Origin of the sequence: Paenibacillus xylanilyticus (assembly GCF_009664365.1) — a bacterium.
Classification (GTDB): domain Bacteria; phylum Bacillota; class Bacilli; order Paenibacillales; family Paenibacillaceae; genus Paenibacillus; species Paenibacillus xylanilyticus_A.
Genome location: NZ_CP044310.1, coordinates 1,632,143 through 1,656,166, shown reverse-complemented (window position 1 = coordinate 1,656,166; position 24,024 = coordinate 1,632,143). Strand labels below are relative to the sequence as shown.

At 50.6% G+C, this 24,024-nt stretch carries 23 protein-coding genes and 2 pseudogenes; 14 read left to right on the top strand and 11 right to left on the bottom strand.

All coding sequences use genetic code 11. The features are described 5' to 3' along the window. Positions 1 to 445: 445 nt before the first annotated feature. The gene (gene recQ, locus F4V51_RS07400) at positions 446 to 2,326 is read right to left on the bottom strand and encodes a DNA helicase RecQ (RefSeq protein WP_095360484.1); all 1,881 of its coding nucleotides are present in this window, start codon (positions 2,324 to 2,326) and stop codon (positions 446 to 448) included. Positions 2,327 to 2,665: 339 nt separating this feature from the next. Further along, positions 2,666 to 2,971 (bottom strand): annotated as a pseudogene (locus tag F4V51_RS07395) (Rpn family recombination-promoting nuclease/putative transposase); the annotation flags it as partial. Positions 2,972 to 3,126: 155 nt separating this feature from the next. Between F4V51_RS07395 and F4V51_RS07390 the strand changes: the two are divergent. Next, positions 3,127 to 3,687, top strand: coding sequence for a DUF5412 family protein (locus tag F4V51_RS07390; RefSeq protein ID WP_153977469.1), 561 nt, complete (start codon positions 3,127 to 3,129; stop codon positions 3,685 to 3,687). A 299-nt stretch (positions 3,688 to 3,986) separates the two neighbouring features. On the opposite strand, the gene F4V51_RS07385 is transcribed toward F4V51_RS07390, so the two are convergent. The 5 genes from F4V51_RS07385 to F4V51_RS07365 form a co-directional block, all read right to left on the bottom strand. After that, the gene (locus F4V51_RS07385) at positions 3,987 to 5,117 is read right to left on the bottom strand and encodes a glycosyltransferase family 2 protein (protein WP_236146713.1); all 1,131 of its coding nucleotides are present in this window, start codon (positions 5,115 to 5,117) and stop codon (positions 3,987 to 3,989) included. A 156-nt stretch (positions 5,118 to 5,273) separates the two neighbouring features. Then, on the bottom strand, positions 5,274 to 6,020 hold the full coding sequence (locus tag F4V51_RS07380; protein WP_153977468.1) for a class I SAM-dependent methyltransferase: 747 nt from the start codon (positions 6,018 to 6,020) through the stop codon (positions 5,274 to 5,276). Beyond that, complete coding sequence (locus F4V51_RS07375) at positions 6,007 to 7,491, bottom strand: nucleotide sugar dehydrogenase (RefSeq protein WP_236146790.1); 1,485 nt, start codon at positions 7,489 to 7,491, stop codon at positions 6,007 to 6,009. Before F4V51_RS07375 ends, F4V51_RS07380 begins: the two co-directional genes overlap by 14 nt. Before the next feature lie 23 nt (positions 7,492 to 7,514). Then, positions 7,515 to 8,504: a polysaccharide biosynthesis protein gene (locus F4V51_RS07370; protein ID WP_153977467.1), complete on the bottom strand. Its 990-nt coding sequence runs from the start codon at positions 8,502 to 8,504 to the stop codon at positions 7,515 to 7,517. Positions 8,505 to 8,522: 18 nt separating this feature from the next. Next, complete coding sequence (locus tag F4V51_RS07365; RefSeq protein ID WP_153977466.1) at positions 8,523 to 9,212, bottom strand: glycosyltransferase; 690 nt, start codon at positions 9,210 to 9,212, stop codon at positions 8,523 to 8,525. Between the two features lie 249 nt (positions 9,213 to 9,461). On the opposite strand from F4V51_RS07365, the gene F4V51_RS07360 reads away from it, so the two are divergent. Beyond that, positions 9,462 to 10,172, top strand: a complete 711-nt coding sequence (locus F4V51_RS07360) for a GT-D fold domain-containing glycosyltransferase (RefSeq protein ID WP_153977465.1) — start codon at positions 9,462 to 9,464, stop codon at positions 10,170 to 10,172. Between the two features lie 245 nt (positions 10,173 to 10,417). On the opposite strand, the gene F4V51_RS07355 is transcribed toward F4V51_RS07360, so the two are convergent. Next, positions 10,418 to 10,825, bottom strand: coding sequence for a hypothetical protein (locus F4V51_RS07355; protein WP_153977464.1), 408 nt, complete (start codon positions 10,823 to 10,825; stop codon positions 10,418 to 10,420). Positions 10,826 to 11,015: 190 nt separating this feature from the next. Between F4V51_RS07355 and F4V51_RS07350 the strand changes: the two genes are divergently transcribed. The 12 genes and pseudogenes from F4V51_RS07350 (at position 11,016) to F4V51_RS07300 (ending at position 20,550) form a co-directional block, all read left to right on the top strand. After that, on the top strand, positions 11,016 to 12,137 hold the full coding sequence (locus tag F4V51_RS07350; RefSeq protein WP_153977463.1) for an RluA family pseudouridine synthase: 1,122 nt from the start codon (positions 11,016 to 11,018) through the stop codon (positions 12,135 to 12,137). 54 nt (positions 12,138 to 12,191) lie between these two features. Next, entirely contained in the window at positions 12,192 to 12,770 is a 579-nt protein-coding gene (locus tag F4V51_RS07345; protein ID WP_153977462.1) for an SLOG family protein, read from the top strand. Positions 12,771 to 12,882: 112 nt separating this feature from the next. Further along, the gene (speD, locus tag F4V51_RS07340; RefSeq protein WP_095289300.1) at positions 12,883 to 13,719 is read left to right on the top strand and encodes an adenosylmethionine decarboxylase; all 837 of its coding nucleotides are present in this window, start codon (positions 12,883 to 12,885) and stop codon (positions 13,717 to 13,719) included. A 180-nt stretch (positions 13,720 to 13,899) separates the two neighbouring features. After that, positions 13,900 to 14,391: pseudogene (locus F4V51_RS07335) on the top strand (GNAT family N-acetyltransferase); the annotation flags it as partial. A gap of 150 nt (positions 14,392 to 14,541) precedes the next feature. Beyond that, positions 14,542 to 14,940 carry an NUDIX domain-containing protein gene (locus F4V51_RS29020; protein ID WP_416226532.1) on the top strand — a complete coding sequence of 133 codons (399 nt, stop codon included), beginning with the start codon at positions 14,542 to 14,544 and terminating at the stop codon, positions 14,938 to 14,940. A gap of 16 nt (positions 14,941 to 14,956) precedes the next feature. Continuing rightward, positions 14,957 to 15,478: an ankyrin repeat domain-containing protein gene (locus F4V51_RS07330; protein WP_153977461.1), complete on the top strand. Its 522-nt coding sequence runs from the start codon at positions 14,957 to 14,959 to the stop codon at positions 15,476 to 15,478. Between the two features lie 207 nt (positions 15,479 to 15,685). After that, positions 15,686 to 16,195, top strand: a complete 510-nt coding sequence (locus tag F4V51_RS07325; RefSeq protein WP_236146712.1) for an RNA polymerase sigma factor — start codon at positions 15,686 to 15,688, stop codon at positions 16,193 to 16,195. A 2-nt stretch (positions 16,196 to 16,197) separates the two neighbouring features. Further along, entirely contained in the window at positions 16,198 to 17,535 is a 1,338-nt protein-coding gene (locus F4V51_RS07320; protein WP_162009913.1) for a DUF4179 domain-containing protein, read from the top strand. A 93-nt stretch (positions 17,536 to 17,628) separates the two neighbouring features. Then, positions 17,629 to 18,672 carry a S66 family peptidase gene (locus F4V51_RS07315; RefSeq protein ID WP_153977459.1) on the top strand — a complete coding sequence of 348 codons (1,044 nt, stop codon included), beginning with the start codon at positions 17,629 to 17,631 and terminating at the stop codon, positions 18,670 to 18,672. Between the two features lie 64 nt (positions 18,673 to 18,736). Further along, positions 18,737 to 19,042 carry a hypothetical protein gene (locus F4V51_RS07310; protein ID WP_095289295.1) on the top strand — a complete coding sequence of 102 codons (306 nt, stop codon included), beginning with the start codon at positions 18,737 to 18,739 and terminating at the stop codon, positions 19,040 to 19,042. A gap of 275 nt (positions 19,043 to 19,317) precedes the next feature. Next, on the top strand, positions 19,318 to 20,082 hold the full coding sequence (locus F4V51_RS07305; protein ID WP_390584586.1) for a threonine/serine exporter family protein: 765 nt from the start codon (positions 19,318 to 19,320) through the stop codon (positions 20,080 to 20,082). An 18-nt stretch (positions 20,083 to 20,100) separates the two neighbouring features. Next, positions 20,101 to 20,550 carry a threonine/serine exporter family protein gene (locus tag F4V51_RS07300; RefSeq protein ID WP_153977458.1) on the top strand — a complete coding sequence of 150 codons (450 nt, stop codon included), beginning with the start codon at positions 20,101 to 20,103 and terminating at the stop codon, positions 20,548 to 20,550. 132 nt (positions 20,551 to 20,682) lie between these two features. On the opposite strand, the gene F4V51_RS07295 is transcribed toward F4V51_RS07300, so the two are convergent. The 3 genes from F4V51_RS07295 to F4V51_RS07285 all read right to left on the bottom strand — a co-directional run bounded on the left by F4V51_RS07295 (position 20,683) and on the right by F4V51_RS07285 (position 23,913). Further along, complete coding sequence (locus tag F4V51_RS07295; protein WP_162009912.1) at positions 20,683 to 21,228, bottom strand: DUF2569 domain-containing protein; 546 nt, start codon at positions 21,226 to 21,228, stop codon at positions 20,683 to 20,685. Positions 21,229 to 21,331: 103 nt separating this feature from the next. Then, positions 21,332 to 23,194: a transglycosylase domain-containing protein gene (locus F4V51_RS07290; RefSeq protein WP_236146711.1), complete on the bottom strand. Its 1,863-nt coding sequence runs from the start codon at positions 23,192 to 23,194 to the stop codon at positions 21,332 to 21,334. Further along, entirely contained in the window at positions 23,191 to 23,913 is a 723-nt protein-coding gene (locus F4V51_RS07285) for a HAMP domain-containing protein (protein WP_153977455.1), read from the bottom strand. The genes F4V51_RS07290 and F4V51_RS07285 overlap by 4 nt, the downstream gene beginning before the upstream one ends. Positions 23,914 to 24,024: the final 111 nt, after the last annotated feature.

Sequence of the window (24,024 nt, the reverse complement as noted above, 5' to 3'; positions counted from 1 at the left end):
GGATGCTGTTCATGTAAACCTATTTCGACACCCAGCTTTGGATGCTGTTCGTGTTAAATCTCTATACATAGCCATTCCACGTATCATGGACATATTCGAATTTTGTCTTTCAAAGGGTGGACACCCTTTTCAAAAAGACATCCACTCCCTGAGCCCCTCCAATATACTACATATTGACCCATGGACACTCATCGGAACCATATCCTGTGTAAGCCAACCATCGCTTTCTTCAAAAGCAATGTCCACCTTATGAAAGACAATCTATCTCATTTCGTCCACCGCATAGAGACACACGAGACACTCCGACCGATGTAACTTTGCCAGTGACTGGATTCAAGTTTTGTTCACGATCCATAATCCATGATTCACAATCCACGATTCAAAATCCAAGTTCAAAATCCATCATTTCATAAGCACCTCTGGAATTGAAGCCTTGCCCTTTTACTTACTCATATTCGTAAAATGCATCATCATCCGTATCCACTTCTTCGCCCGTTTGCTTCTGGAAGAACTCAAGGAATGGCAGTCCGTACTTGCGGTACTTGACCTCACCGACCCCTTTAATCATCAGCATGTCACGTTCCGTCTGCGGACATACCACACTCATCTCGCGAAGCGTTGCATCATTGAAAATAATATACGATGGCACATGCTCCTTCGCCGCCAGATCGCGCCGGATCAGGCGCAGCTGCTCGAATACCGTCTCGTTGACCGCCGATGGCATCGCATCGCGACCCCGACGTCCGCCATAGTTTGTACCCGAGGCCGTAGCCGCTGTCTTGCGCACCACACGCTGCATCACTTCACGTTGGCCTTTCAGCACTTCCACCGCCAGCGGCTGTAAACGCACGACCGGATACTGTCCCTCGGAAAGCATCAGATAACCTTCGGATACCATGACGTTGATGATTTCGGCAATTTCACGTTCCGTGCGATTGCCCATGACGCCATAGGTCGGTAAGGAATCGAAGCCGTACTCCAGTACTTTCTTGGCACGCGAGCCCTTGAGCACCGACGCCACCAGAGATACACCGTACCGTTCGCGCATGCGGTGAATACAGCTGAAGATTTTCTGTGCATCAATTGTCATATCCACCAGCTCGCGGTCGTCCGTACAGGAACTGCAGATGCCGCACGGCTTGTCCTCATGTATTTCACCGAAATAATCCAGCTGCGCACTGCGCAAACAACGTGTCGTGTAACAGTAGTCCACCATCTGCTGCAGCTTCCGGTAATCGTTCTGTTTGCGGTCGCCCTCCATCGGGTTCTGCTCAATCAGGAACTTTTGGGTAATAATGTCCTGCGCCCCGAACAGCAGAATGCATTGACTCGGCTCTCCGTCCCGTCCCGCACGACCAGCTTCCTGTACATATGCCTCCATGTTCTTCGGCATGCTGTAATGCAGCACGTAACGCACGTTGGATTTATCAATTCCCATTCCGAATGCATTTGTCGCGACCATCACCCGGATATCATCGTACAAAAACTGCTCCTGGCTCTGGGCCCGTTCATCGTCCGTCATCCCCGCATGGTAGCGTCCTGCCGGCAAGCCTGCCTGCAGCAAACGCTGATGCAGATCGTCCACGTCCTTACGGGTCGCGGCGTACACAATCCCCGGCTCGCTTGCATGCTCGCGCGCGTAGTTCAAAACAAAATCCTTTTTGCTCTCGCCGCGCAGTACGCTAAACGCCAGATTATCCCGCCCAAGTCCGGTCACATATGTCTGCGGGTCCTGCAAACGCAGCAGCCGCAGAATATCGCCCATGACCTCTGGCGTTGCCGTCGCCGTGAAGGCCGCAACCACCGGCCGCTCCGGCAAACTGTCCACAAACGGCGCTACCGCCAGGTAGCTTGTCCGAAAATCATGGCCCCACTGTGATACACAGTGAGCCTCATCCACAGCCACGCAGGAGATGGGCAGCTGTCCCATCTCGTCGCGGAACCAGTCCAGCTCCAGTCGCTCCGGCGCGACATAGAGCAGCTTGAGCTCACCGCGCTGCGCCGCGCGGATGCGATCATTCACTTCTTTGCCGCTTAACGTACTATTAATATAAGCGGCAGCAATACCGGCGGTCGTCAGCGCATCGACCTGGTCCTTCATCAATGAAATAAGCGGGGAAACGACCAGTGTCAGTCCCGGATATAAGAGAGCGGGAATCTGATAACAGATCGACTTCCCGCCCCCGGTAGGCATAATGCCCAGCGTATCTTCGTATTCAAGCAGGCTGGACACGATCTTTTTTTGACCCTCGCGAAAGTCGGGGTAGCCATAATATTTTTGCAGGAGACCCTGCGCTTCTTCTAAAGTAGGTGCTTGCACACTCATGTAAAGACTCCTTACTTGTCACTGGTGTTCATCCACCAGCTTGGTCCCATCCGATTCTGACATCCGAACACGGCACCATTGCCGCATCCTTGACAACAAAATGGCGTTCTCATGACTTGTCCGTCAAGCAAAACGCCGCTCTCTTTAGTTTAACGGGCCAGCCCCGAATGAGCAACCGCGTTTTACTGTAAAACGTTTGAAGCTGCATCGCCCATACAAAAACAACCGTTCATCCAGTTTGGACAAACGATTGCTTTTTCGTTATGAACGAACCACACTCATATCCCGGCGGTATAATCAATTGCACCAATCAGCTCGTGTGCTCATTGTACTCCAATGCTAATCTTTCAGCGACTCAATTTCGGACTCCGACAGGCCACTAGCTTTCGCGATAACCGAAACTTCAATTCCTAACGAAAGCATATTTTTTGCAATTTCAAGAGCCTTTCTTTTTTCACCTTCAAGTAATCCTTTTTCTCTCCCCTGAGCTATCCCCTTTTCCGTAGCCCACTCAATCATTGAGGCTTCGTCATGCAAATACTTCTGTCGCTCTTCATACAAACGACGCGCCTCTCGATCCTGACTTAAAAACTCCAGCGTATCCATTGCTTTTTTCAGCGTAGGTTCATTCATTTGCAGCACCTCTAGTAAGATATATCACTCATATTAGGATATTTTTAACTTCATTGTAATCATTAAAACAATCCCTGTGCTATCATTATTTAATGCAGCTTTAAGTGATTACGAATAGAACCACCTACATATCCATGTCATTTGACTCCAAAGGAGGCAAAGCATTAATGGAACGCCACCATCAAGCGAATTCGAGTTCATCCACAACCAAGTCCCGCAAGCCCTGGATACGCAGACATCCCTTCCTCACAACGTTCACCTTCTTGATCTTCATACCGTTATTCATGCTCGTCGCCTATTTCAACCTTCGTCCTTACTTCTCAACATTTGACCGTTCTGAACGAGGAGATCTGAGCTATTCTATGCCTTCACGGAATGGAGAATATACAGCTGAGATTTACGGTGTACCTTACGGCGGTGCAGCCGGTGGAGTAACCATCTGGGTGGACGTGAGGAAAACGAATGATTCGGATGCCTCCCGTGTGAAAACCATCTATCGCGCCGAGCATCACGGGAATAACCATCTCGAATGGGAGAGCGAAAATACACTTCGGATCGAAAACTGGAGCGAATACTCGGATGAGACCATGACGCTCAACATCGACGACGAAATCTATGATGGCCGGGGCTGGGCCTGCAAAAGCCTGCGCATGAAGGACCAGTATTTGCGGTGCTTATCCCCTAATAAAATCCAACACAAAAGCAGCTCCGCTCGCCAAATTCTCTAGGCAAGAGAGCTGCTTATTTCACTTCTATTACCTATCCTTGCATTCTCGACTGTTCTAGCTCCATGATCCATACAGGTTTTAACCACAAGACTGCCCATCGTTAAGAGCAAACTTACTACTTACTATACCGTGCCCCAGAAGATGCATCTTAACACCTTCTCATCCTATTCCTATCACCACTTCAACACTTTACTAATTCTAAAACTTCTGTTAGCTCTCAACGTCTTTTACTTTTATCTTGTTGCTTCGTCTAATAATCTACTCTCTATCGCCCTTTCACTACAGTGTTATTCTTCCTTCTACTTTCGAGACTGTGCCTCGTCCTTCTCTTCTCGATTACGAATCTCTTTGCGTAAAATGGCTTCCAGCTTCTGACGATTATCCAGCAGGCCGGGATCGTTCGGCAGATACTCACGGGCTTTCGTGTTATGCATAAGTGCCTGTTCCCAATTGCCCAGATGGGCATAACAGAGCGATAAACGTGCATGCGGCAGCCAGCTGCGGCAGGCTGTGGGTACCGGCCGCAGACCCGTGTCGCGGCTGCTCACATCTACAGCCTGCATATACCAGTAGATTGCTGAGACCAGCTCCTGTCGTTCATGAAAACAGGCCGCGATTGCACAGCAGAAATCGGCATGCGGCAGATCGTACTGGAACGACTGCAGCAGAGCACCCAGCTTGCGTCCCGGCTGCCCCAGCCGCTCATAACATTCCGCCAGCCGCGCACAGGCAATGAGCCGATCCTCGCGATAGCCGCTGGGCTGCTCCAGCAGCTTCGCGTACCCCCGAGCCGCCGCTGCATAACGCTGGCGGTCATAACATTCGCCTGCATAGTAGAACAGCAGGCGACCCTGGGCTGCGCCCTCTTCGGCGATCCATTTGCGCAGAATGCGCACGTTACGCGCCGAATGATGGCCCGCTTCGCGGCGGTGCGTGACGGCAATGTCTGCCGTAATGACCCCACTCGCCGGGAAGCTGAGCTGCTCGTGCAGCCGGCCATGCCAGCGGCAACCTGCATCCCGCTTGACCAGGCGAAGCCTGCGGTCCGTCACAAGCGGACTCCCCTCCGGCCCCTCGGCCAGCGTATAGTTCAAGATCACAGCTGCCGTCTCCCCCTCGGACGGCAGCTGCTGCTTCAGCTTCTCCAGCTTCGCCCGTTCCGCTGGCAGCAGCACATCATCTGCGTCCAGCCACAGGATATATTCCTGCGTGGCCTGGTCGAAGGAGAAGTTTCGTGCCGCCGCAAAATCATCCGCCCACTCATACGTGAAGATCCGGTCGGTATACTGCGCAGCGATATCCATCGTACGGTCGGATGAACCGGTATCCACAATGACGATCTCGTCCGTGATTCCGGCTACCGAATCCAGACAGCGCGTAAGCGTGCGTTCCTCGTTCTTCACAATCATGCACAGACTGATGGTGATCACGTTCCCGTGCCCCTTCCTGTAGTACGCGTATTCGTTCTAATCGTCATGCTATTTTTTTCTTACTCACTGAATGCTCCTACTCCCAATCAACTCCCTGTACAACCTACGACCTGCAATCTACTGCTATCTTTGCGCTGCCACATCTTCCTTCCCCCGTTACCCTTCCGCATTCTCCTGACGACGAAGCCGTTTCACCTGCTCTACCGCTTGATCCAGCGCCTTCTTGCGCAGTTTCATCAGACGAAGATGGTTCTGCTCAACCTCGGCAAAGTGCAGATGATCCAGCTGCATCCACTCCGTTACTTGTTTCAAGGTTGGCGACATATGCAGCTGCGTTTTCCGCCGCTTGCGGGCCACGCAACATAAATATTTATGATGAACCTCCAGTTTCAAGACTTCAAAATACGGCATCAGGCACATCGCCAGGTTTCCTGCATAGAACGTCTGCTTGTGGTCATAGAACGGATGATAACCATACGGCACAGTTACGATCAGCGTCCCTTCCTCCTGCAGCAGCCGGTGAACCTGAAGCAACAATGTCTCCGGATGGGCAAAATGCTCCAGCACTTCTCCAAGCAGGACTGTATCGAAGGTGGTCTTTACTTTCCACTGCGTAATGTCCAGCATGCGAAAATCCACATTGTTCCGGACAGGTTTGGACTCTTTGGCAAGCTCTGCCTGGGCGTACCGGATACTCTCTTCTTCCAGATCGACACCTGTTACACGAAACCCCTCACGCGCCAGCAAAATGGAGGTAATCCCCTGACTGCATCCAACGTCCAGAATGCGTTTGCCGGTTGCTTCCCGGCACATCCAGTGAATGCGGGTCCGGGTGGCTTCATGGGAATCTTCCGAGTTGATCTCACCATAGTACCGTTCACTTACCCGATCATGATTCGCCATGGGTATCCCCCGATTTCTCTTGAAGATGTGCAGATTCTTCCTGGGCTCCACCCTGAACTTCCGCTGTGTTCGGCTGCACGTGTTGCTTTTGCTCATCTTCTGTCTCTGGCATTTCATTCATTGCAGGGACACTTTGCAACGCTGCTGCCTCAGGCCGATCGGGCTGTCCCAGCACGACAATATGGCCTCCATGGCACCCGGCTGTCGCATTCCGAGTATCGAAGATGAGCTTTGCATGATCCGCCATTTCCTGATAATTGAAGCCCGAATGGTCAGTCGTGATGATCACCAGATCGGCCCAAGCCCACAAGCCCGGCACAGCGGGCTGAGACTGAAGCACAGAGCCATCATCCTTGCGGAAGACCGGCACCATCGGATCTGTGAAAACAACCTCTGCTCCCGCTGCGCTCAGCAGGCGGAAAACGTCCAGCGCCGGCGATTCGCGCAAGTCGTCGATATCCTTTTTGTACGCCATGCCTGCCAGCACAATGCGTGCTCCCTGAACCCGCGTACCTGCCTGTTCCAGCAGCGCTGCTGCACGCTGAACCACACGCTCCGGCATCTGTCGATTCGTCGCGTCTGCGAGTGTGATGAATTGCAGATCTGATCCCTGCCGGTTAGCCGCCCAGGACAGATAGATGGGATCAATGGGGATACAGTGCCCCCCGATGCCTGGGCCCGGATAGAACGGCATATAGCCAAACGGCTTGGTTGCTGCCGCGTTCAGCACTTCCCAGATGTTCACGCCCATTTGTTCACAGGCAGGCGTGAGCTCGTTCACCAGTGCAATATTGACGCTGCGAAATGTATTTTCAAACAGCTTCGCCGTTTCGGCTACGGTCGTTGAACTGACTGGAACAATCTCATTGAGGAATGAGCCATAGAATTCTTTCCCATAGGATAGGCAGGCTGGTGTTGAACCACCGATAATCTTCGGGGTATTTTTTACACCATAGTTCACACTGCCCGGGTCCACCCGTTCGGGAGAATAACAGACATACAATTGTTCGCCTGTTCTCCAGCCTGTGGCAGCTTCGAGCGGCTGCTTCACATGCTCCTCCGTTGTGCCGGGGTACGTCGTGCTTTCCAATATAACCAGGCTCCCCTCCTTCAGATAAGGAGTCATGCCATCCACCGCTGCAGCAATATATGAAATATCGGGCTGATGATCGGGCGTCAGCGGGGTAGGTACACAGATAACAATCACATCCGCCTGCGTTACTGGTGCATAATCCGTACCGGCTGTAAACAACCCGGCTTGAGCTAGCGATTGTATAGCCTCGTCTTCAATTCCGATGACATACGAATCGCCCGCACGAAGTCTTGCTACCTTGAAAGCATCTATATCGATCCCGTGAACGCGATAACCGGCCTGTGCCATCTCCACCGCCATGGGAAGTCCAACATAACCAAGACCAATCACGACGGCTTTCAGGGAGCGGCTGTTTATTCTGTCTTGCATATGATCCACTTCCAAACGCTCCGCCTCCCTTGTTAGTCGATATAGCCGCCTGCACGCAAAAATTCGGCAATGGCCTGCCGCTTCATCAAGTCACTGTCCGAACCGTACTCGGAGAAGGTCACTCGGGGCAGTGTACGATATGCATCGTTCAGGCGCTTGTCCGGTTCCTGCGGCAGGATCACGTAATATTGCTCATCATATTGATAGGTACGCGGCGCCTCATAAGGCGAAATCAGCACTTCATGCAATTTCTCGCCTGGGCGTATGCCGGTAACCTGGTAGTCGCTCGCCGGACGTCCGGCCTGTTCCAGCATAACTGACGCCAGATCCGTCATGTTGCAGGCTTTCATTTTCATCACAAATGTCTCTCCTCCTACCGCAGCCTCAGCCGCCTTAAGCAGCAGATAGATGGCTTCCGTACGAGTCAGGAAAAAGCGGGTCATGCCCTTATCCGTTATGGTCAAGCTTTTACCTTCATCGATCTGGCGACGGAATAGCGGCACCACACTGCCGCTTGTACCCAGCACATTGCCGCCGCGGATGCAGACAAACCGGGTGTGTTCACTCAGCCAATTGGCGCGGATCATCATTTTTTCGCCAAGAGCCTTCGTCATGCCGTATACGTTGATCGGATCTACGGCTTTGTCGGTCGAGACATCGATGACTTTGGGAATCTGCATACGGATCGCGGCGCGGATAATATTCTGCGTACCGATGACATTCGTTTTAAACGCTTCGTCCGGCTGGTCCTCGCATACCGGAACATGTTTTAATGCAGCCAGATGAAAAAGGACGTCCACACCCTTGCACGCATCCTCCACTGCGCGGTAATCCCGGATATCCCCGATGAGGAAACGCAGACGGGCATCATGGTTGAATTCCCGCTGCATGGCAATCTGGGCATATTCGTTACGCGACAGAATGCGAATCTCGGCAGGGTCCTGTTCCAGCAGGACCTCAGTCAGCTTTTGACCCCAGGAGCCTGTTCCTCCAGTGATCAGAATCGTTTGTCCTTTAATCATGGATGAATCCCTCCCTGGTCAGTTCATGAATTCACGTAATACCTGAGCCATCTCGTCCGGGCTTAACCGGTCTTTTGGCGGTACCTTTTTAACCGACGTGTTGTTTGAATGAACGATGTTGACGTAATTGCGCGGAGCGAGGAGCTCGTGCGGCAGATCGATGACATTGCCATGCGTCCCTCTGCCCGGGAGCTTCACCCGGTATCCTGCTGCATACTCGGCCGTTTTATATAAGTAGACATAGAATTGCGGCGAACGGTGAAACGCCGGGGCCATCTCGTTATTCACGCTGTCCCACAGGTAACCGTTCTGATTGATTAGTGCCATCGTCTGCGGCTGTGGCTGCACGTCATAGAGCTGCTGGACGAAGGTCCGGTGATACAGGTCATCTGAATCCAGACGGGCAATATAGATGTGCTCGGCTCCTTCTGCAAAGGCCAGAATCGCCCGTACACTCTCGATATGGGTCCCGAATCGAATATTGCTGGGAAGGGGCTCCTGCTGGGCAAGAATCTCCTGCATCAAATCTCCCGACTCCTTGGATAGCTTCACAACGGTCAGAAAATCCTGATTCGTCTGCGCCTTAAGAGAGTGCAAGGTAAAGGTGCGAAAAATGCTCATTCTCCGCTCCAACCATTCTCTTGTGAGCCGCTGCGGGTCCAACCCATAGTTATTGAAATTAATCTCAATCACGACTTTCCTGGACATAACCTTCCTCCTCCTTCGTATCTGCCAATCTCCTGCGCGGAGAATAGATTCATTTCATAGTTTTTGGCAGTCGACTCTATAGCGTATGAAAGGAAGATAGAACCGGTACGGACACTTGCACCAGTTCCTATATAAATAGATTGATATACTCCCCCAAGATTGGCCCTGCGGGTTGAACGTACAAAACGTTAAGGGAACGCGAACATAGAATAGAGCAGTTCCATTTTCAAAGGAGGCCCAAAAGCTGCTATGAATTCAAAATATCTTGAAATGGATGGTGTGCTGGATCAGTTGGAAGAGGCAATCAGAGAACAGCGTCCGTTCTCTCTTGTTCGCGTTGGGGATGGCGAGAATATTGTCATGTCCCAGGAAACGGTATGGACGACGGAGCAGGTTCTTCAGGAGCGCTGGACCATTAAGGCGAATCTGGGACAAAAAGGGCTTACCCTTCCCAATCTGCAGCTCCGAGATGAAGTGGCTGCTTCTCTGCAGCGGGCCGATCTCGTCGGTGTGCTTCCCTACGGAGACAGTTCAATCAAAGCCCCCGACCATCTCAAACGGCCGCTAACCGACATGGTGTTCGCCCATTTCGGCATCTCTCCTGCGCTCACTTGCCATGCCTGCGTGAACCGGGAATTGGCTCAGACACCACGCTTCTGGGAAATGCTCGCAGGCAAACGTATTCTGCTGGTTACCCGCGAGCTTGAGGCACTGCATAACACGCTGATGCGGGAACCCTATCATCTGAATATTGCAGCTGCATTGCCCTTTGATCGTTGGGAAGAGATGGGAGAAACACTGCAGTGGATTCAAACCAACCCGGATGCATTTGACATTGCCCTCTTCTGCTGCGGAGTTAATGCCGTCGTCCTGGCCGAACGCACAGCTGCACTGACGGGTAAAGTGGCAATCGACTTTGGAAAAGCCAATAACATCATTCTCAAAGGCCGTGCCAACTGATCTGCATTTATGGAACCTGATGGAGTAATACGTTACACGCGTAGCTGTAGAGCAAAAAATCCCGGACTCCTGGAGTCGGGATTTTTTTGCTTCTCTGGCAAGTTTCAATCCAAGGATACTTCCTTGAAGCGCCAAACCAGGTTACACAAGCACCGCTAGTTTGTTCCGGGTGTATGGCAAACTCTGCTGGTCATGTGAATCAGAATTTTTGACGCCCTACCTTCGGATCAAAGATTACATATCGGCTAGGTCGTTGCTGCAATGCCATAGAACATTTCCGGTCCGGTACGCACTGCCGTAGACACGCCGGAAATAAACGAAGTATACACACTCTCCAGAGCAGGTGGTGCTGACAGGTCCTGTGCCGTAAACGAATGGAATTCAGCCCCGCCGTTCTGTCCTATTGTGCCTTCAGCCCGATAGATTAAAAAGAACGGATCATAAAAGCTGCCGCGAACGATTTCGACAACGAACGTATCTCCGATCTCTCCGGTTACACCAACCGTGCCATTCAAGGTGATAATGGGATTCGCAACACCAAGGGTCTGAAGGCCAATCGATCCGAACGCTTCCGGGGATGGACCCAGAGATAAACCGGGCTGTCCTACGGTTCCCGAGTTCATCGAAGTTCTCATATCGAGGAACACACCCATGAGTAACACCTCCAATGCTGTGGGATACGTTATTCTATGAATCTCGATTCTCGCTCGCTTGGATGGATAACAGATTCGTTCCACCTATTTTTATTTGCACCCGGTTAATGGTATATTGAACTGCATAAACGAAATGAACGGATCGTATGCACACAAGCGGTACAGGCTGTTCAGAAGGAGATTAGTATTCATGAATAAACGCAATCGATCAACAGGCCGTCCATCGGCCAAAGGTAAAGGACCAGCGAGTGCCTCGGCAGCACGTTCCCCGAAAGCTAACGCTTCGACTTCATCTTCTGGGGCTCCCACATCCCGTAATAGTGGAGCATCGAAGAAGCCCTTAACCTCGAAGTCCTCGGCTGCTTCCAAACCCAAACATTCAGGTACTCCCAAACGCGCGGGCAATGCCCATTATCGTAAACAGGAACCACCTCGCCAATATAAAGTAACTGAACCGGATGAGCTGCTGAACTTCCTGCTCCAGCATCTAAAATCAGGCCGGAATGCCGTCAAGTCCATCCTGGGACGAGGACAAGTATCCGTAGACCAGACCGTAGTCACCAAGTTTAACCATCCGCTGACGCCTGGACAGATGGTTTCCATCAGCAAGGAAGGCGCCGTAGCCGCACCAACCATGTCAGGACTTACGATTTTGCATGAAGACGATGACATTATCGTGATTCGCAAGGATGCCGGACTGTTGTCCATTGCAGCAGATCGTAGCGATGAGATCACCGCGTATCGTCAACTGACTGAGCACGTACGCCGTACCGATTCGCGCAATCGCATATTTGTCGTGCACCGGCTGGATCGGGATACATCAGGTGTCATGATGTTCGCGAAGAGTGAAGAAGTGAAGCAGAATCTGCAGGACAATTGGAAGGACAAGGTGCAGGAACGCGTATACGTGGCGCTTGTCGAAGGTCAGGTAGCCAAACCGGTGGGCACCATTTCCTCCTGGCTGAAGGAGAGCAAAACGCTGAAGATGTACTCCAGCCCACGTCCCAACGATGGACAGCATGCGGTTACACACTATAAACGGCTTCAATCGAACCGTGAGTTCTCCCTGCTCGAAGTTCGGCTGGAGACCGGTCGCAAAAACCAGATCCGCGTGCATATGGAAGATCTCGGCCATCCCATTGCAGGCGACAAGAAGTATGGTTCTCGCACCAAAACACTCGGACGTCTTGGACTCCATGCACGCGTGTTATCCTTCATTCATCCTACAACGGACGAGCTCATGACCTTCGAGACGGATATTCCGAAGCAATTCCTCTATCCTTTCCGTACAGATGCGCCAGCTTCGAAGTAATCTTGATGGTTGGGCGTTTAGAGGACAAGTCGTGCTGAGAAGGAGGAAGTTACGCTGAAAAACCTGTTAATAACCGGATACCGGGCACATGAACTGCAAATTTTCGGACAGAAGCATGAAGGAATTCCCTTTATCAAAAAGGCCATCTCCTCCCGTCTCACGCCGCTTGTCGAGGATGGACTGGAGTGGGTGCTGACTCCTGGACAATATGGTGTGGACCTGTGGGCCTGCGAGGTGGTACTTGAGCTGAAAGAGACCTATCCCCACTTGAAGCTGTCCATTATCACTGCCTTTCAGAACCCGGAGGAACAATGGAAAGAAGACAAGCAGGAATACTACCGCACCATCCTTCAGGGCGTGGATTACTACGGAGCGGTGAGCAAGCAGCCTTACATCGGCCCATGGCAATTTACAGCACGGGATGACTTGCTGCTGCGCAAAAGCGATGGCATCCTGTTGGTCTATGATGAGGATGCCGCAGAAGGCAGCCCCCGTTTTGTGAAGGAAAAAGCCGTGAAGAAACAGCAAAATGAGGATTACACGATCATCAGTGTCACTTCCGAGGATATTCAGTCCATCGCCGAGGACGAGCGGATGAACAGCGTAAGCGAGTATGAGGACTCCTCATTCTAATACGGCTGGATAAGCCGGAATTCGTACTTATGTTTTTTTTGGCGGAAGGTTGGGTATAAGTAGTATTAAAACTGCGATTACCATGTCGTATGGATAAAGGGGAACTGCAGCCATGACATTAACGCCTGAGCAGCGCATTCAACTGCATGGGTTCAACAACCTGACCAAGTCGCTGAGCTTCAACATGTACGACATCTGCTACACCAAAACCAAAGAAGAACGCGAAGCTTATATTGAATATATCGATGAACAATACAACGCAGATCGTCTGAGCAAAATTCTGAAAAATGTTGCGGACATCATTGGTGCGCATGTGCTCAATATCGCGCAGCAGGATTATGTCCCCCAAGGGGCCAGTGTGACGATGCTTGTCTCGGAAGGACCGATCGTGGAGGTTCCGGAGGAGTCGTTTGAAGAATCCCCAGGTCCGCTCCCGGACAATGTCGTCATGCAGCTCGACAAGAGCCATATCACTGTTCATACGTATCCCGAATTCCACCCCAGTGAAGGGATCAGTACCTTCCGTGCCGATATCGACGTCTCCACCTGTGGGGAAATCTCGCCGCTGAAGGCGCTCAATTATCTGATCCATTCGTTTGACACGGATATCATGATCATGGATTATCGGGTTCGTGGATTCACGCGGGATACGAGCGGCCGCAAGCTGTTTATTGACCACGAGATCGGTTCGATTCAGAACTATATTCCGGACGAGATCAAAAAAGGCTTCGACATGATTGACGTTAACGTGTATCAGGAAAATATTTTCCACACGAAATGCAAGCTGAAGGCGTTTGACCTCGATAACTACCTCTTTGGTTATACCAAGGACAAGCTGAGCCAGGCGGAACAGCATGAAATTACGGAGTGGCTGAAGCTTGAGATGGATGAGATTTATTATGGCAAAAATATAAACCGTCCTTCTGTACAGAATTCCGATTCGTTATAATCCATCATCGGGCTATGCGCCCTACCAACAGGGCTTTGCTGACAACCGGGTCGGCAGAGCCTTTTTGCTGTCTTTCGGTAATTGTCTGGCATCCATAGTATAATAAACATACGAGATATTTTTCAGCTTACACGACCTAAAACCTAAAACAGATTACAAATCAAAAGAGGTGTACGCAGCATGGCTCCACGTAACTTGAATGCTTTTCACGGCTCCAAAGTCCGGCTCGCCGCTCCATGCCCGGAAGATTGCATGCGTCTGGCACATTACACGGACAATTACGAATATTTGCGCAACCTGGATACAGATATTGCGGTTCCGCTAACCCCGGACGAGACGGGTTCATCTGCTGTCCGAAGAGACAACGGTTTTGAATTTGCCCTGCGAACACTGGAGGACAATCGATTCATCGGATTTACCGCTCTTTACCGAATTGAATGGAACAATCGCTCGGCTCGTCTTGCCATTGGCATTGGTGAAGACAAGGATCGTGGTCAGGGATACGGGAGTGATGCACTAGCTCTGATTATTCGGTATGGCTTCCATGAACTGAATCTGAACCGGATTGCGCTGGAAGTGATCGAATACAATGAAGCCGCCAGGCGCGCGTACTTAAAAGCCGGATTCCGAGAAGAAGGTCGGCAGCGCTCGGCTGTCTTGCGGGATGGAACCCATTATGACCTGATCTCCATGAGCATTCTGGCTGAGGAGTGGGCTGCCCGGACCGGACTTCCGCTGTCGTTCCAATCCACCTCGCCGAAGCTGAAATCCGAATACTCGGCAACCACTATACCCGTCGCAGCTGCCTCCGATCAACCTCGTATTGGTGTCGGAGCCGTTATCCTGAACGAACGCAATGAGGTGCTTCTCGTATGGCGGAATCGTCAGCCGGAGCAGTACACTTGGAGCATTCCCGGGGGTAAAGTCGACCCATACGAATCACTGGAAACGGCGGTCATTCGGGAGATCAAGGAAGAAGTGGATCTGGATATTAGCATCGATCAATTGCTCTGCACCGCTGAGACCATTCGTCCGGAACGAGAAGAACATTGGATATCGGTCCTCTACTCGGCCCGGAATATCCGCGGCATCGCCCGAAACCTGGAAGAAGGCGGCGCAATTGGCGAGATCGGCTGGTTCCCGCTCCATGACCTGCCTTCCCCACTGGCCTGTTTTGCCGTACCTGCCCTAGAGGCAGCTAAGCGACTTTATATGGATTAGAATGGAGGTCATTCAATTGAATCAATCCGAAGCAATTCGCGCTTTATTTCAGGCAGCACAACATGGTGATGTAGCGAACCTGCAATCGGTTCTTGCAACCTTCCCTGAGCTGGCCAACACCGAGAATGTAGATGGGCTTACCCCACTGGGATATGCCTCGCATTATGGACAAGCAGATGCAGTTCGTACTCTTCTTGATCATGGAGCAGATGTAAATGCCATTTCTCATTCCAAGATCTCATTCATTCCTTCCAATACTGCGCTGCACGCGTCGCTTGCAGGGGAGCGTTCCTCAGAGGTCATCCGTTTGCTGCTGGAGCATGAAGCATCTTGCAGTATCCTTGACAGTGATGGACAGAATGCCCTCCATTCGGCAGCATTTCATACGGATCAAGCTGAACTGATTCAACTGCTGCTACAGCATGGTGCGGACCCGAATGCTCTGAATGCAGCAGGTCAAACTGCACTGGACATTGCAACTGAACGCGGCAACACTTCTACCGCCTCCTATCTGCGAGAAGCAGCTGCAACGAAATAGTAATCCAGCAGACAAAGTGAAACCAAACTTGAATAACCGTCAGGACTCTTGTTGAACTACAAGAGACAGCCTGGCGGTTGTTTGCGATCTGATTCAAGGTACTGAACGAGAATTTGAGCAATAATCTACATAATTTTTCTAAAAGCAAGAACCGATTGGCCCTTTACACGGTCTAATACGAAACAAAGCCATGAAAGGAGGCGCCATGTGACCCCTACTGAGCTTACTGTTGCCGCACAAAAAGGGGATGCTGAGGCTTTTGCTGCCTTAATGGCAATGCATCAGAGCCGCCTGTATCGTATCGCTTATGCTTACCTGCACAACGAGGGAGATGCCCTGGAAGCGATACAGGAGTCTACATACCGAGCATACCGCAAACTAAAAAAACTAAAAGAGCCTTCATACTTCGGCACCTGGCTCATTCGCATCCTGCTCAATTACTGTGCAGACGAACGCAAACGGAAGAACCGTTATAGCCCCGTCACGGAGATGCACGAACCGAGCAGTTGGGACCGGCCCGAAGACCCGGATCTCGCCGCAGCTGTATCTGCATTGGACCCGGATTGCAAACAGATTATTATCCTGAGTTATTTCGAAGGATTCTCCCTCACCGAAACTGCAGAGATCCTCGACATTCCGGTTGGTACGGTCAAATCCCGACTTCACCGGACACTTGGACAGCTTCGTGCTCAGCTACAAATGAAAGGAGATGCATGATCATGACCGATGAACAGAAGCAGTTTGAGGAGTTGGAACAACGTCTGCATGGACGTAAAACGGAATACGATACGATCACTGTTCCGGATGCTGCTGTGCAGCAGTCTGTACAGACCGGAATTCGTCAGGCTGCACGCAGGCGTAAATCGCGGGTACGCTGGTACATGAGCTCGATCTCGGCAGCGGCCATCATCCTGCTGTTTACCGGATGTATCCGAGTCTCCCCCGCCTTTGCCTCCTTCGTGGAGCAATGGCCTGGCATGGAAGGCATCGTCAGCATGATTCGCCAGGACAAAGGCCTGCAGATGGCGATTGACCAATCTTTGCTGCAGAAGGTCGGGATTACCGATGAGCATGACGGGGCTTCTGTGACCATTGACGGCATTATTACCGACGAGTCACGCATGGTTATTTTTTATACGATGAAAGGCATGAAAGATCCGGAGAAGGGTGAGTATGATATCGACTTGCTTGATGAGAATGGTGACAATCTCCCTGTTGCTTTTGGCTATTCTTCACCCAAACCCACTTCAGACGAAAATGTGTACGAGAATATGATTGATGTTGTTTTTACCGATGAGGCCACTCCTCCCGACGAGCTGAGTGTGGTGTTCAAAACCAGAGGTAAAGCGAATCCTGGAGAATGGAAGATCACCCTACCTGTAGATAAAAATTTAACCAAAGGCATGAAGAGAGTTCTGCCAGTGAACCAAACATTAACGGTAGATGGGCAGCGTATTGATGTCAAACAAGCTACGCTTTACCCGACTCGCCTCGTACTTGATGTGGCATTCGATCCGAAAAATACGAAGAAGGTGTTTGGATTCAGAGATCTTCAACTGGTTGATGAGCAAGGGCGTGCGTGGAGAACGGACACAACAATGGGTGGCGATGGCGAACGTTCCATTTACTTTGAGAGCATGTATTTCTCCATTCCGAAAAAGCTTACTTTGCAAGGGTCTGGTCTTTCTGGTCTGGATAAGGATGAACTGGATCTCTCCCTTGATTTGGAGTCTGGGACTATTACAGGAGGTCCTCCAACTATGAAGTTTATGGGAAGCCAAATTGCTGGAAAAGACCGGATTCTAATGTTCTCTGTACCAGACATGGAGGGCGGATTTGCTTTGGGCTTTACCGAGATTAAGGACAAAGCTGGCAAGACTTACAATGTCCCAACCTCAAGTTACCGCTCTGGAGATGGAGATTCTTCAGGGATCACAACCGTCCACTCTACTGTTGAAAACGGAGCAAAAATAAAAGGTCTTCTAAAAATGAAGCTGAGCACTTATCCAATGAAAATCAAAGCACCATTCTCTCTGGAAATTCCTTTGGATAACTAATTTTATAATAATGGCTGGAATTAATAGGGGTATTCTATATAATGGAAATCATCTATCAAAAAAATATAATGAACAGAAACGGAGGCTTACACTATGAATACCCATTCCATCCGTTACCCCCAGCCGCTTGCCTCAGGAGACACCATTGGTGTGGCCGCACCTTCAAGTGGTGTGGATGAGTCCCTGCATCATTATCTGAATGAGAGCAAACGCAATATGGAGCGACTTGGTTTCCACGTTCAGGAGAGCCGCTGGCTGCGGCAAAATATCAAATGTGTAAGCTCATCCAAAGAGAACCGTGCAGAAGAGATAAACACCTTTTTCCATGATCCAGCGATCAAGGCCATCATTCCACCGTGGGGCGGAGAGTTTCTGATGGATATCCTGCCATTGCTGGATTGGGAAGCTCTACGGACATTACCGCCGAAATGGGTTCTGGGCTACTCGGATATCAGCACCTTTTTATTCGCCTATACTCTGCTCACGGGAACGGCTACAGCACATGGTACCAACTATGTGGACCTTAGATCGAACAAGCTCGATCCGGTGACTGCCCGCTGGATTGATGTATTACAAACGGGTCAGGGAGGACAGATTACGCAATCTTCCTCCACTCATTATCAATCGGCCTGGATACAGGAGTCGCCCGGTTTCAATTTGGACACCCCTTCTCGCTGGAAACTTCTCGGTCAACCAGATGATGCAAATGCCTCTGTTACGTTCTCAGGACGACTCTTGGGCGGCTGTATGGATACCATCACCTGCCTAATCGGCACTCCTTACGCGCCGGTTGCAACGTATCTGGACCAGTATTGCGCGGATGAAGGCACCATCTGGTATTTGGAGAGCTGCGAGATGAATGCAGGGGATATTTATCGCCATCTGTGGCAGATGAGACAGGCCGGCTGGTTTGCGGGCGTAAAGGGCTTTTTGTTTGGCAGACCAGCAGGTTACTCGGATACCGGGGATTTCAATTTCACCGATGCCTTGTCCTCTGCACTTGGAGATCTGAATGTGCCTGTACTTTACGATGTGGACCTCGGTCATATCCCTCCGCAGATTACTTTTGTGAATGGAGCACTGGGCCTTGTCGATTATCAGGCTGGACGCGCGGGACTTCAGATGTCATTTGTGTAATCACCTTTTGTAGGCGGATGCATACCTTGAAGTAAGAACTTATTTCGAGGAAGGGTTGTGCACCATGTCTGAATCCACATCCACACCATCCGCACGCGTCGTCTATCAGGCCAATCAACCGATGCTCCAATCCGTGCAAAGTGTGCGGAATATGCTTCATCATACAGCCCGGCAGTATGTGGGCCAGAAAGTACAGGTCCAAAATATCGATGGTCAGGTATGGGAAGGCGTCATCATCAGTGCAGATCGGGGGATTCTGTATCTTCAGGTCACTCCAATGCATGGATATCCGGAGCCGCGCGCACTGTTTGGACCAACCATCCTGCCACTCGTGCTGTATGAGCTGCTGGTTATTACCCTGTTAATGTAGTTCATACAATGTGTAATAACGCAATATTCAAAAGGCTTCGCTCCTGTAACCTCCGGGGATTAGGGACGCAGCCTTTTTGGTGCTGCTGCAAACGATTGAGCGGATGTATTAGAAATGTATGTATGACTTTATCGCTCGTGCGGTATGTTTCCGTGTTAACGTGTGAAATATGATACAATGGTGTCGGCCCCAGGCCTTATCTCATAAGAAACGGAGCATGATCCCGCTTGGAATACAACCCTCTTGATCCCCTTCCTACGGTCCAGACCGAGAAGGTGATTCCGGAAAAGAATACGACTGAACAGTCCCGCGTGATTGCCATCTGCTTGTTGGCAGGCAAAATCATGCTGCAAAGCGGGGGCGAAACCTACCGTGTGGAAGATACGATGAAACGGATGGCTGCCGCCCTGGGACTCCCTCATTCACATAGCTATGTTGTACCGACAGGCATCTTTTTCTCGGTGGATGCTACCGAACCAGCCAAGCTGATTCGCATCTCCGAGCGTACCACAGATCTGGATAAGGTGTCTGAAGTGAACGCTGTCTCCCGCCGCATAGGCCAAGGGGAACTCTCCGTTCAGGAAGCCCATGATCTGCTGCTGCAGATTGAAGGTAAACCCTCTTCCTATTCTGCGCGGGTCAAACTGCTTGCCGCAGCACTTTCGAGCGGTTGTTTTACCATCATGTTCGGCGGAGGCTGGGATGACTTCCTGCCTGCTGTGATCTGCGGAGGAATCGGTTATGCCGCAGTTATCGTTTTCCACCGGCTGGTGCTGGTCAAGTTTTTCGCAGAGCTGAGCGCTTCTTTTGTTATCGGCCTGCTCGCCTTCTTACTTGTTGCTATCGGAGCTGGACATGAACGCGACAAAATCATTATCGGATCGGTCATGCCGCTCGTACCCGGACTCCTGATTACCAATGCTGTGCGTGATCTGATGGCTGGACATCTGGTGTCCGGGTTATCCAAGGGAGCTGAGGCGTTCCTGACGGCGTTTGCCATTGGTACAGGCATTGCGGTTGTATTTTCACTTTTTACGTAAGACGGAGGTATGCAGGTTATGCTTCATTTTATAGAACAAGCCCTGACCAGCTTTGTCGCTTCGGCTGCGTTTGGCATCATATTCAATGCTCCGCGCCGCATGCTGCTTCATGGCGGCTTCGTCGGCATGATCGGCTGGATTATCTATGTCGTGCTGGAATATACAGCAGATGCCGTTCCTGCCACACTTGCAGCTACCATCGCAGTTGGTGTGATCAGCCAAATGTTCTCCCGTCTGTTCCGGGCGCCGGTCATTATCTTCAGCGTCGCGGGTATCATTCCACTCGTCCCTGGTGGTCTCGCGTATAATGCCATGCGCAGTTTTGTACAGAATGACTATAGTGCAGCCATCGAGATGGCTGCCAAAGCACTTATGTTATCGGGAGCCATCGCTGTAGGACTTGTCCTCTCTGAAGTTCTCAACCAGATGATACGCCGGCTGCCTGGCGCGCTAAGAGCCAAGTCATAATCGGTTCTGGAATTAGATATCGACTTATACATCTGATGGTCATAGAAAAGGCCCGTTTCATCAGGATTCAACCTGATCATAACGAGCCTTTTAACAATTACTATCTTTGAATGATTACTTGGTAAGAATAGATTACTTTACGAATGTGTTTTTCACCCGAACCGACTTCAGAAAATATGGAATGAAGATACAGCATGTCAGTATTGATCTGATGGTTAAATTCCGTGCGGGAGTTGTATCGAACGCATTCAGCGCTCCTGGAATCTCCGTCTGACCAATCATGATCCATGTCCCGATGGCAGCCAGTACGTTAGCCAAGTACAGCATGATCATCATGCGTGGAAACTGCCTTTTTTTCCTATACAACAGGACCAAATTCACTATAACGATGAGCAAAAGAATGACGTTACTTATCGCTCCGTACCATAATAACGGGTTCATGACACGATAATACAGATCCAGATCCGCTTCACTGAACATTCCCCGATCGGCCGGATTCATGATAACGGAAACCTGGGACAGATCCACAACCAGTAACAGCAGCGAAGCAATTAAGCTAATCTGAATTAAAATAAGCCAGCCGCCCAATCCGGATATTCCCGGCAGCTCCACCCTTGTCCCGGGTTCAGAAAATAATGATCTTGTGTCAACATCAATGTTACGTTCTTGATCTCCCATCTCATCCTCCTTCCAAACCATTAAAACGTACATTATACCTTATAATCCATATTTTGTGTTGTAAATCACGAAAGAAAAGAAAACAGGTTGGATCCATTCAGCTCTACCGACCTGCACGGTTCATGACTGATGCAAACAAGTCTGCCGCCGCACCGCTGCCCGAACGCATGTAATGTTCTGCATCGGTGTGGTCAAATCCCATCCAGACAGCTGCAGTCCACTTGCTCGTGTAACCGACAAACCATAGATCCCGATTACCCTTACTGCCAATCCCGGGTACGGCTGCCTGTGTCGTTCCCGTTTTCCCCGCCACCTTATACCTGCTCAGCCCGGCCCGGCTGCCGGTTCCCTGGCTAACCACATTTTGAAGCATCGTGGTCATTGTATTAGCCGTTGTGGACGTAATTACCTGCTTGTTCTCGGGTCGATACGCGTAAATGATTCGTCCATTCGTGTCCCTAATCTCTCGAATTAGATGTGCCGTATTGAATCTGCCATTATTGGCAAAAACGGAATAGGCCTGGGCCATTTTCAGCGGTGATACGCCTTTATGTAAACCTCCCAGCGCAATGGAGAGGTTGAAATCTTCCTGATCCAGTTCAATCCCCACTCGGCTTGCAAACTCATGTGCCTGCTTGAGCCCCGTCTGATTCAGAAGCCATACCGCTGGTGCATTAATGGATTTCTGGAGTGCAAATGACATTGTGACAGAACCTCTATAGTGTCCTCCCAGATTGCTTGGTCGATAACTGCCATACGATGTGCGTTTGTCAGGCAGCATGCTCTCCGGTTTAAAATGACCGGATTCCAGAGCTGGACCGTACGCAATAATCGGCTTAAATGCCGAACCAGGCTGCCTTGCGTCGGTGATTGCCCGGTTCATGCCACCTGTCACCGGATTTCGTCCACCCATCATCGCTTTCACTTCACCATTATGCTGATCAACTATAACCATACTGGCCTGTACCTGTTCATCTTCCCGATCATCGCTATACCGTGAGGGGTCACGGAATGCTTCCTCCATGGCAAGCTGCGCCTGGCTGTCGAGTCCGGTGTGAATGGTCCATCCTGCAGATTGAAGATCCGCTTCTCCTATGCCCGTAAGACGAGCAGCTTCCTGCATCACTGTATCCACCGCAGATATATAATCCGGCATAGGTTGTTCTGCAGCAGCTGACACAGATGCTGCTTCAGGCGGCGTATAGTCCACGCGGCGCGCTTCCTCCATTTGTTCTTGGGTAATCAGCCCCTGTTCGTACATGAGAGTAAGGATAACGGAACGCCTGTGCTTGGATCGCTCATCATCATCCACCGGATTATAGATGGAAGGCCCCTTGGGAATACCCGCCAGCGTAGCGATCTGCCATAGCTCAAGCTGATGCAGGTCTTCATGGCCGAAGTAACGCCGCGAGGCGGCTTTCACTCCATACTGCTGGCGCCCCATATAAATATGATTCAGATACATCTCCAGCAGTTCATCCTTGTTAAATCTCTTCTCCAGTGATAGGGCAATCGACATTTCGTTCACTTTCCGCACCAGCGTTTTCTCTCCGTTTAAGTACAGATTTCTGGCCAACTGCTGTGTAATGGAGCTGCCTCCCTGACTCCAATCCATGTGTGCGATATCCTGCACAATAGCCCGGCTGATACCGATATAATCGATCCCTTCATGCTGATAAAAGCGGCGGTCTTCCGTAATCAGAAATGCCTGTATTAACAACTCCGGCATGTCTTCGAGATCCGTATATTCTGCAAATCCGCTCGACTGCGTACGGAATCTGGCAATTTCAGCTCCAGTCGAGTCGGTAATAACGGTCGAAGAGGCTTGGAATATGGCCTCGGGATGATTACGCACCATAGCCTCACCGTATAGAACCATATAGAGACAACCTATCAGTAACAAAACAACAACGACTACTGCTGCATCAAAAATAGGATACATGGCCTTCTTTAATTTACTTCTCAATATCCCTGCTCCTTGCCTTCCTGTTCTTCCGGGAAGGCATGTTCACGCGCGTCCAGGTGAACGGACTCAAGTGCGTGCTGTAACAGTAATGTCTGTTCATAGGCCATTCTTGCCCAATGCTCTATCTCAGCTTGGTCCCTGCAATGTCCATTCATGATCTCCTCCAGAGCAGAACGAACTCCATACAGCGTCAGTTTGATCGGCAATTCGGCTTGCACCGAACCTCGCTGCACTTCGTCTCTTTTCATCCTTTCATCGGCATGATTAACGAGACCTGGAGTATATTCAGGCAGTGAAGCGAAACCTTCACGTCCACTCAACTGCTCCTTATGCATGCGGAGTGCAACGTCATTCAGGTTGGCTGCAATCTGCCGGAGCTCACCTCCATTCAACACCTCAATCTGGGCGGGGATCTGCCCCGCAGCCATCTCCTGTGTTCCCATGGCAATCCGATTCATATCGTCTGAAATTTTCTGGGATCGAATCCAAAAGAACAGAGCAAATAAGGCTCCTCCGATGAATATCAAGAAGGGCCTTGTTCCGACATGGTTGATTCCCCAGTGGACGATTCGAGTCACTCCAGTGGCCTCAGACAAGATGTGATGATAAGCGAAACGTGACAGGCGATAAACGACAAACAGGAGCATCGCGCTAAGCAGCGCACTTGCTCCACAGATGTATATGTATCTTAATCTGACTGTACGTAATGAGCCTCTCATATTCGGTCTCCTCCTCCATTTAAGCAGATTCTTGTGGATGAGGTTAAGCTTACCGAATACTTCTTAATAAGGAAGTGGTTAACTTCTTATCATTTTCTTAATATAGACTGC

Bases quoted from the DNA above. Each gene is read 5' to 3' on its own strand.
- F4V51_RS07350 (WP_153977463.1), top strand. From the start codon at position 11,016: ATGAATAAACGCAATCGATCAACAGGCCGTCCATCGGCCAAAGGTAAA.
- speD (WP_095289300.1), top strand. From the start codon at position 12,883: ATGACATTAACGCCTGAGCAGCGCATTCAACTGCATGGGTTCAACAAC.
- recQ (WP_095360484.1), bottom strand. From the start codon at position 2,326: ATGAGTGTGCAAGCACCTACTTTAGAAGAAGCGCAGGGTCTCCTGCAA.
- F4V51_RS07355 (WP_153977464.1), bottom strand. From the start codon at position 10,825: ATGGGTGTGTTCCTCGATATGAGAACTTCGATGAACTCGGGAACCGTA.
- F4V51_RS07320 (WP_162009913.1), top strand. From the start codon at position 16,198: ATGACCGATGAACAGAAGCAGTTTGAGGAGTTGGAACAACGTCTGCAT.
- F4V51_RS07285 (WP_153977455.1), bottom strand. From the start codon at position 23,913: ATGAGAGGCTCATTACGTACAGTCAGATTAAGATACATATACATCTGT.
- F4V51_RS07380 (WP_153977468.1), bottom strand. From the start codon at position 6,020: ATGGCGAATCATGATCGGGTAAGTGAACGGTACTATGGTGAGATCAAC.
- F4V51_RS07310 (WP_095289295.1), top strand. From the start codon at position 18,737: ATGTCTGAATCCACATCCACACCATCCGCACGCGTCGTCTATCAGGCC.
- F4V51_RS07390 (WP_153977469.1), top strand. From the start codon at position 3,127: ATGGAACGCCACCATCAAGCGAATTCGAGTTCATCCACAACCAAGTCC.
- F4V51_RS07295 (WP_162009912.1), bottom strand. From the start codon at position 21,228: ATGGGAGATCAAGAACGTAACATTGATGTTGACACAAGATCATTATTT.
- F4V51_RS07315 (WP_153977459.1), top strand. From the start codon at position 17,629: ATGAATACCCATTCCATCCGTTACCCCCAGCCGCTTGCCTCAGGAGAC.
- F4V51_RS07300 (WP_153977458.1), top strand. From the start codon at position 20,101: ATGCTTCATTTTATAGAACAAGCCCTGACCAGCTTTGTCGCTTCGGCT.
- F4V51_RS07365 (WP_153977466.1), bottom strand. From the start codon at position 9,212: ATGTCCAGGAAAGTCGTGATTGAGATTAATTTCAATAACTATGGGTTG.
- F4V51_RS07370 (WP_153977467.1), bottom strand. From the start codon at position 8,504: ATGATTAAAGGACAAACGATTCTGATCACTGGAGGAACAGGCTCCTGG.
- F4V51_RS07360 (WP_153977465.1), top strand. From the start codon at position 9,462: ATGAATTCAAAATATCTTGAAATGGATGGTGTGCTGGATCAGTTGGAA.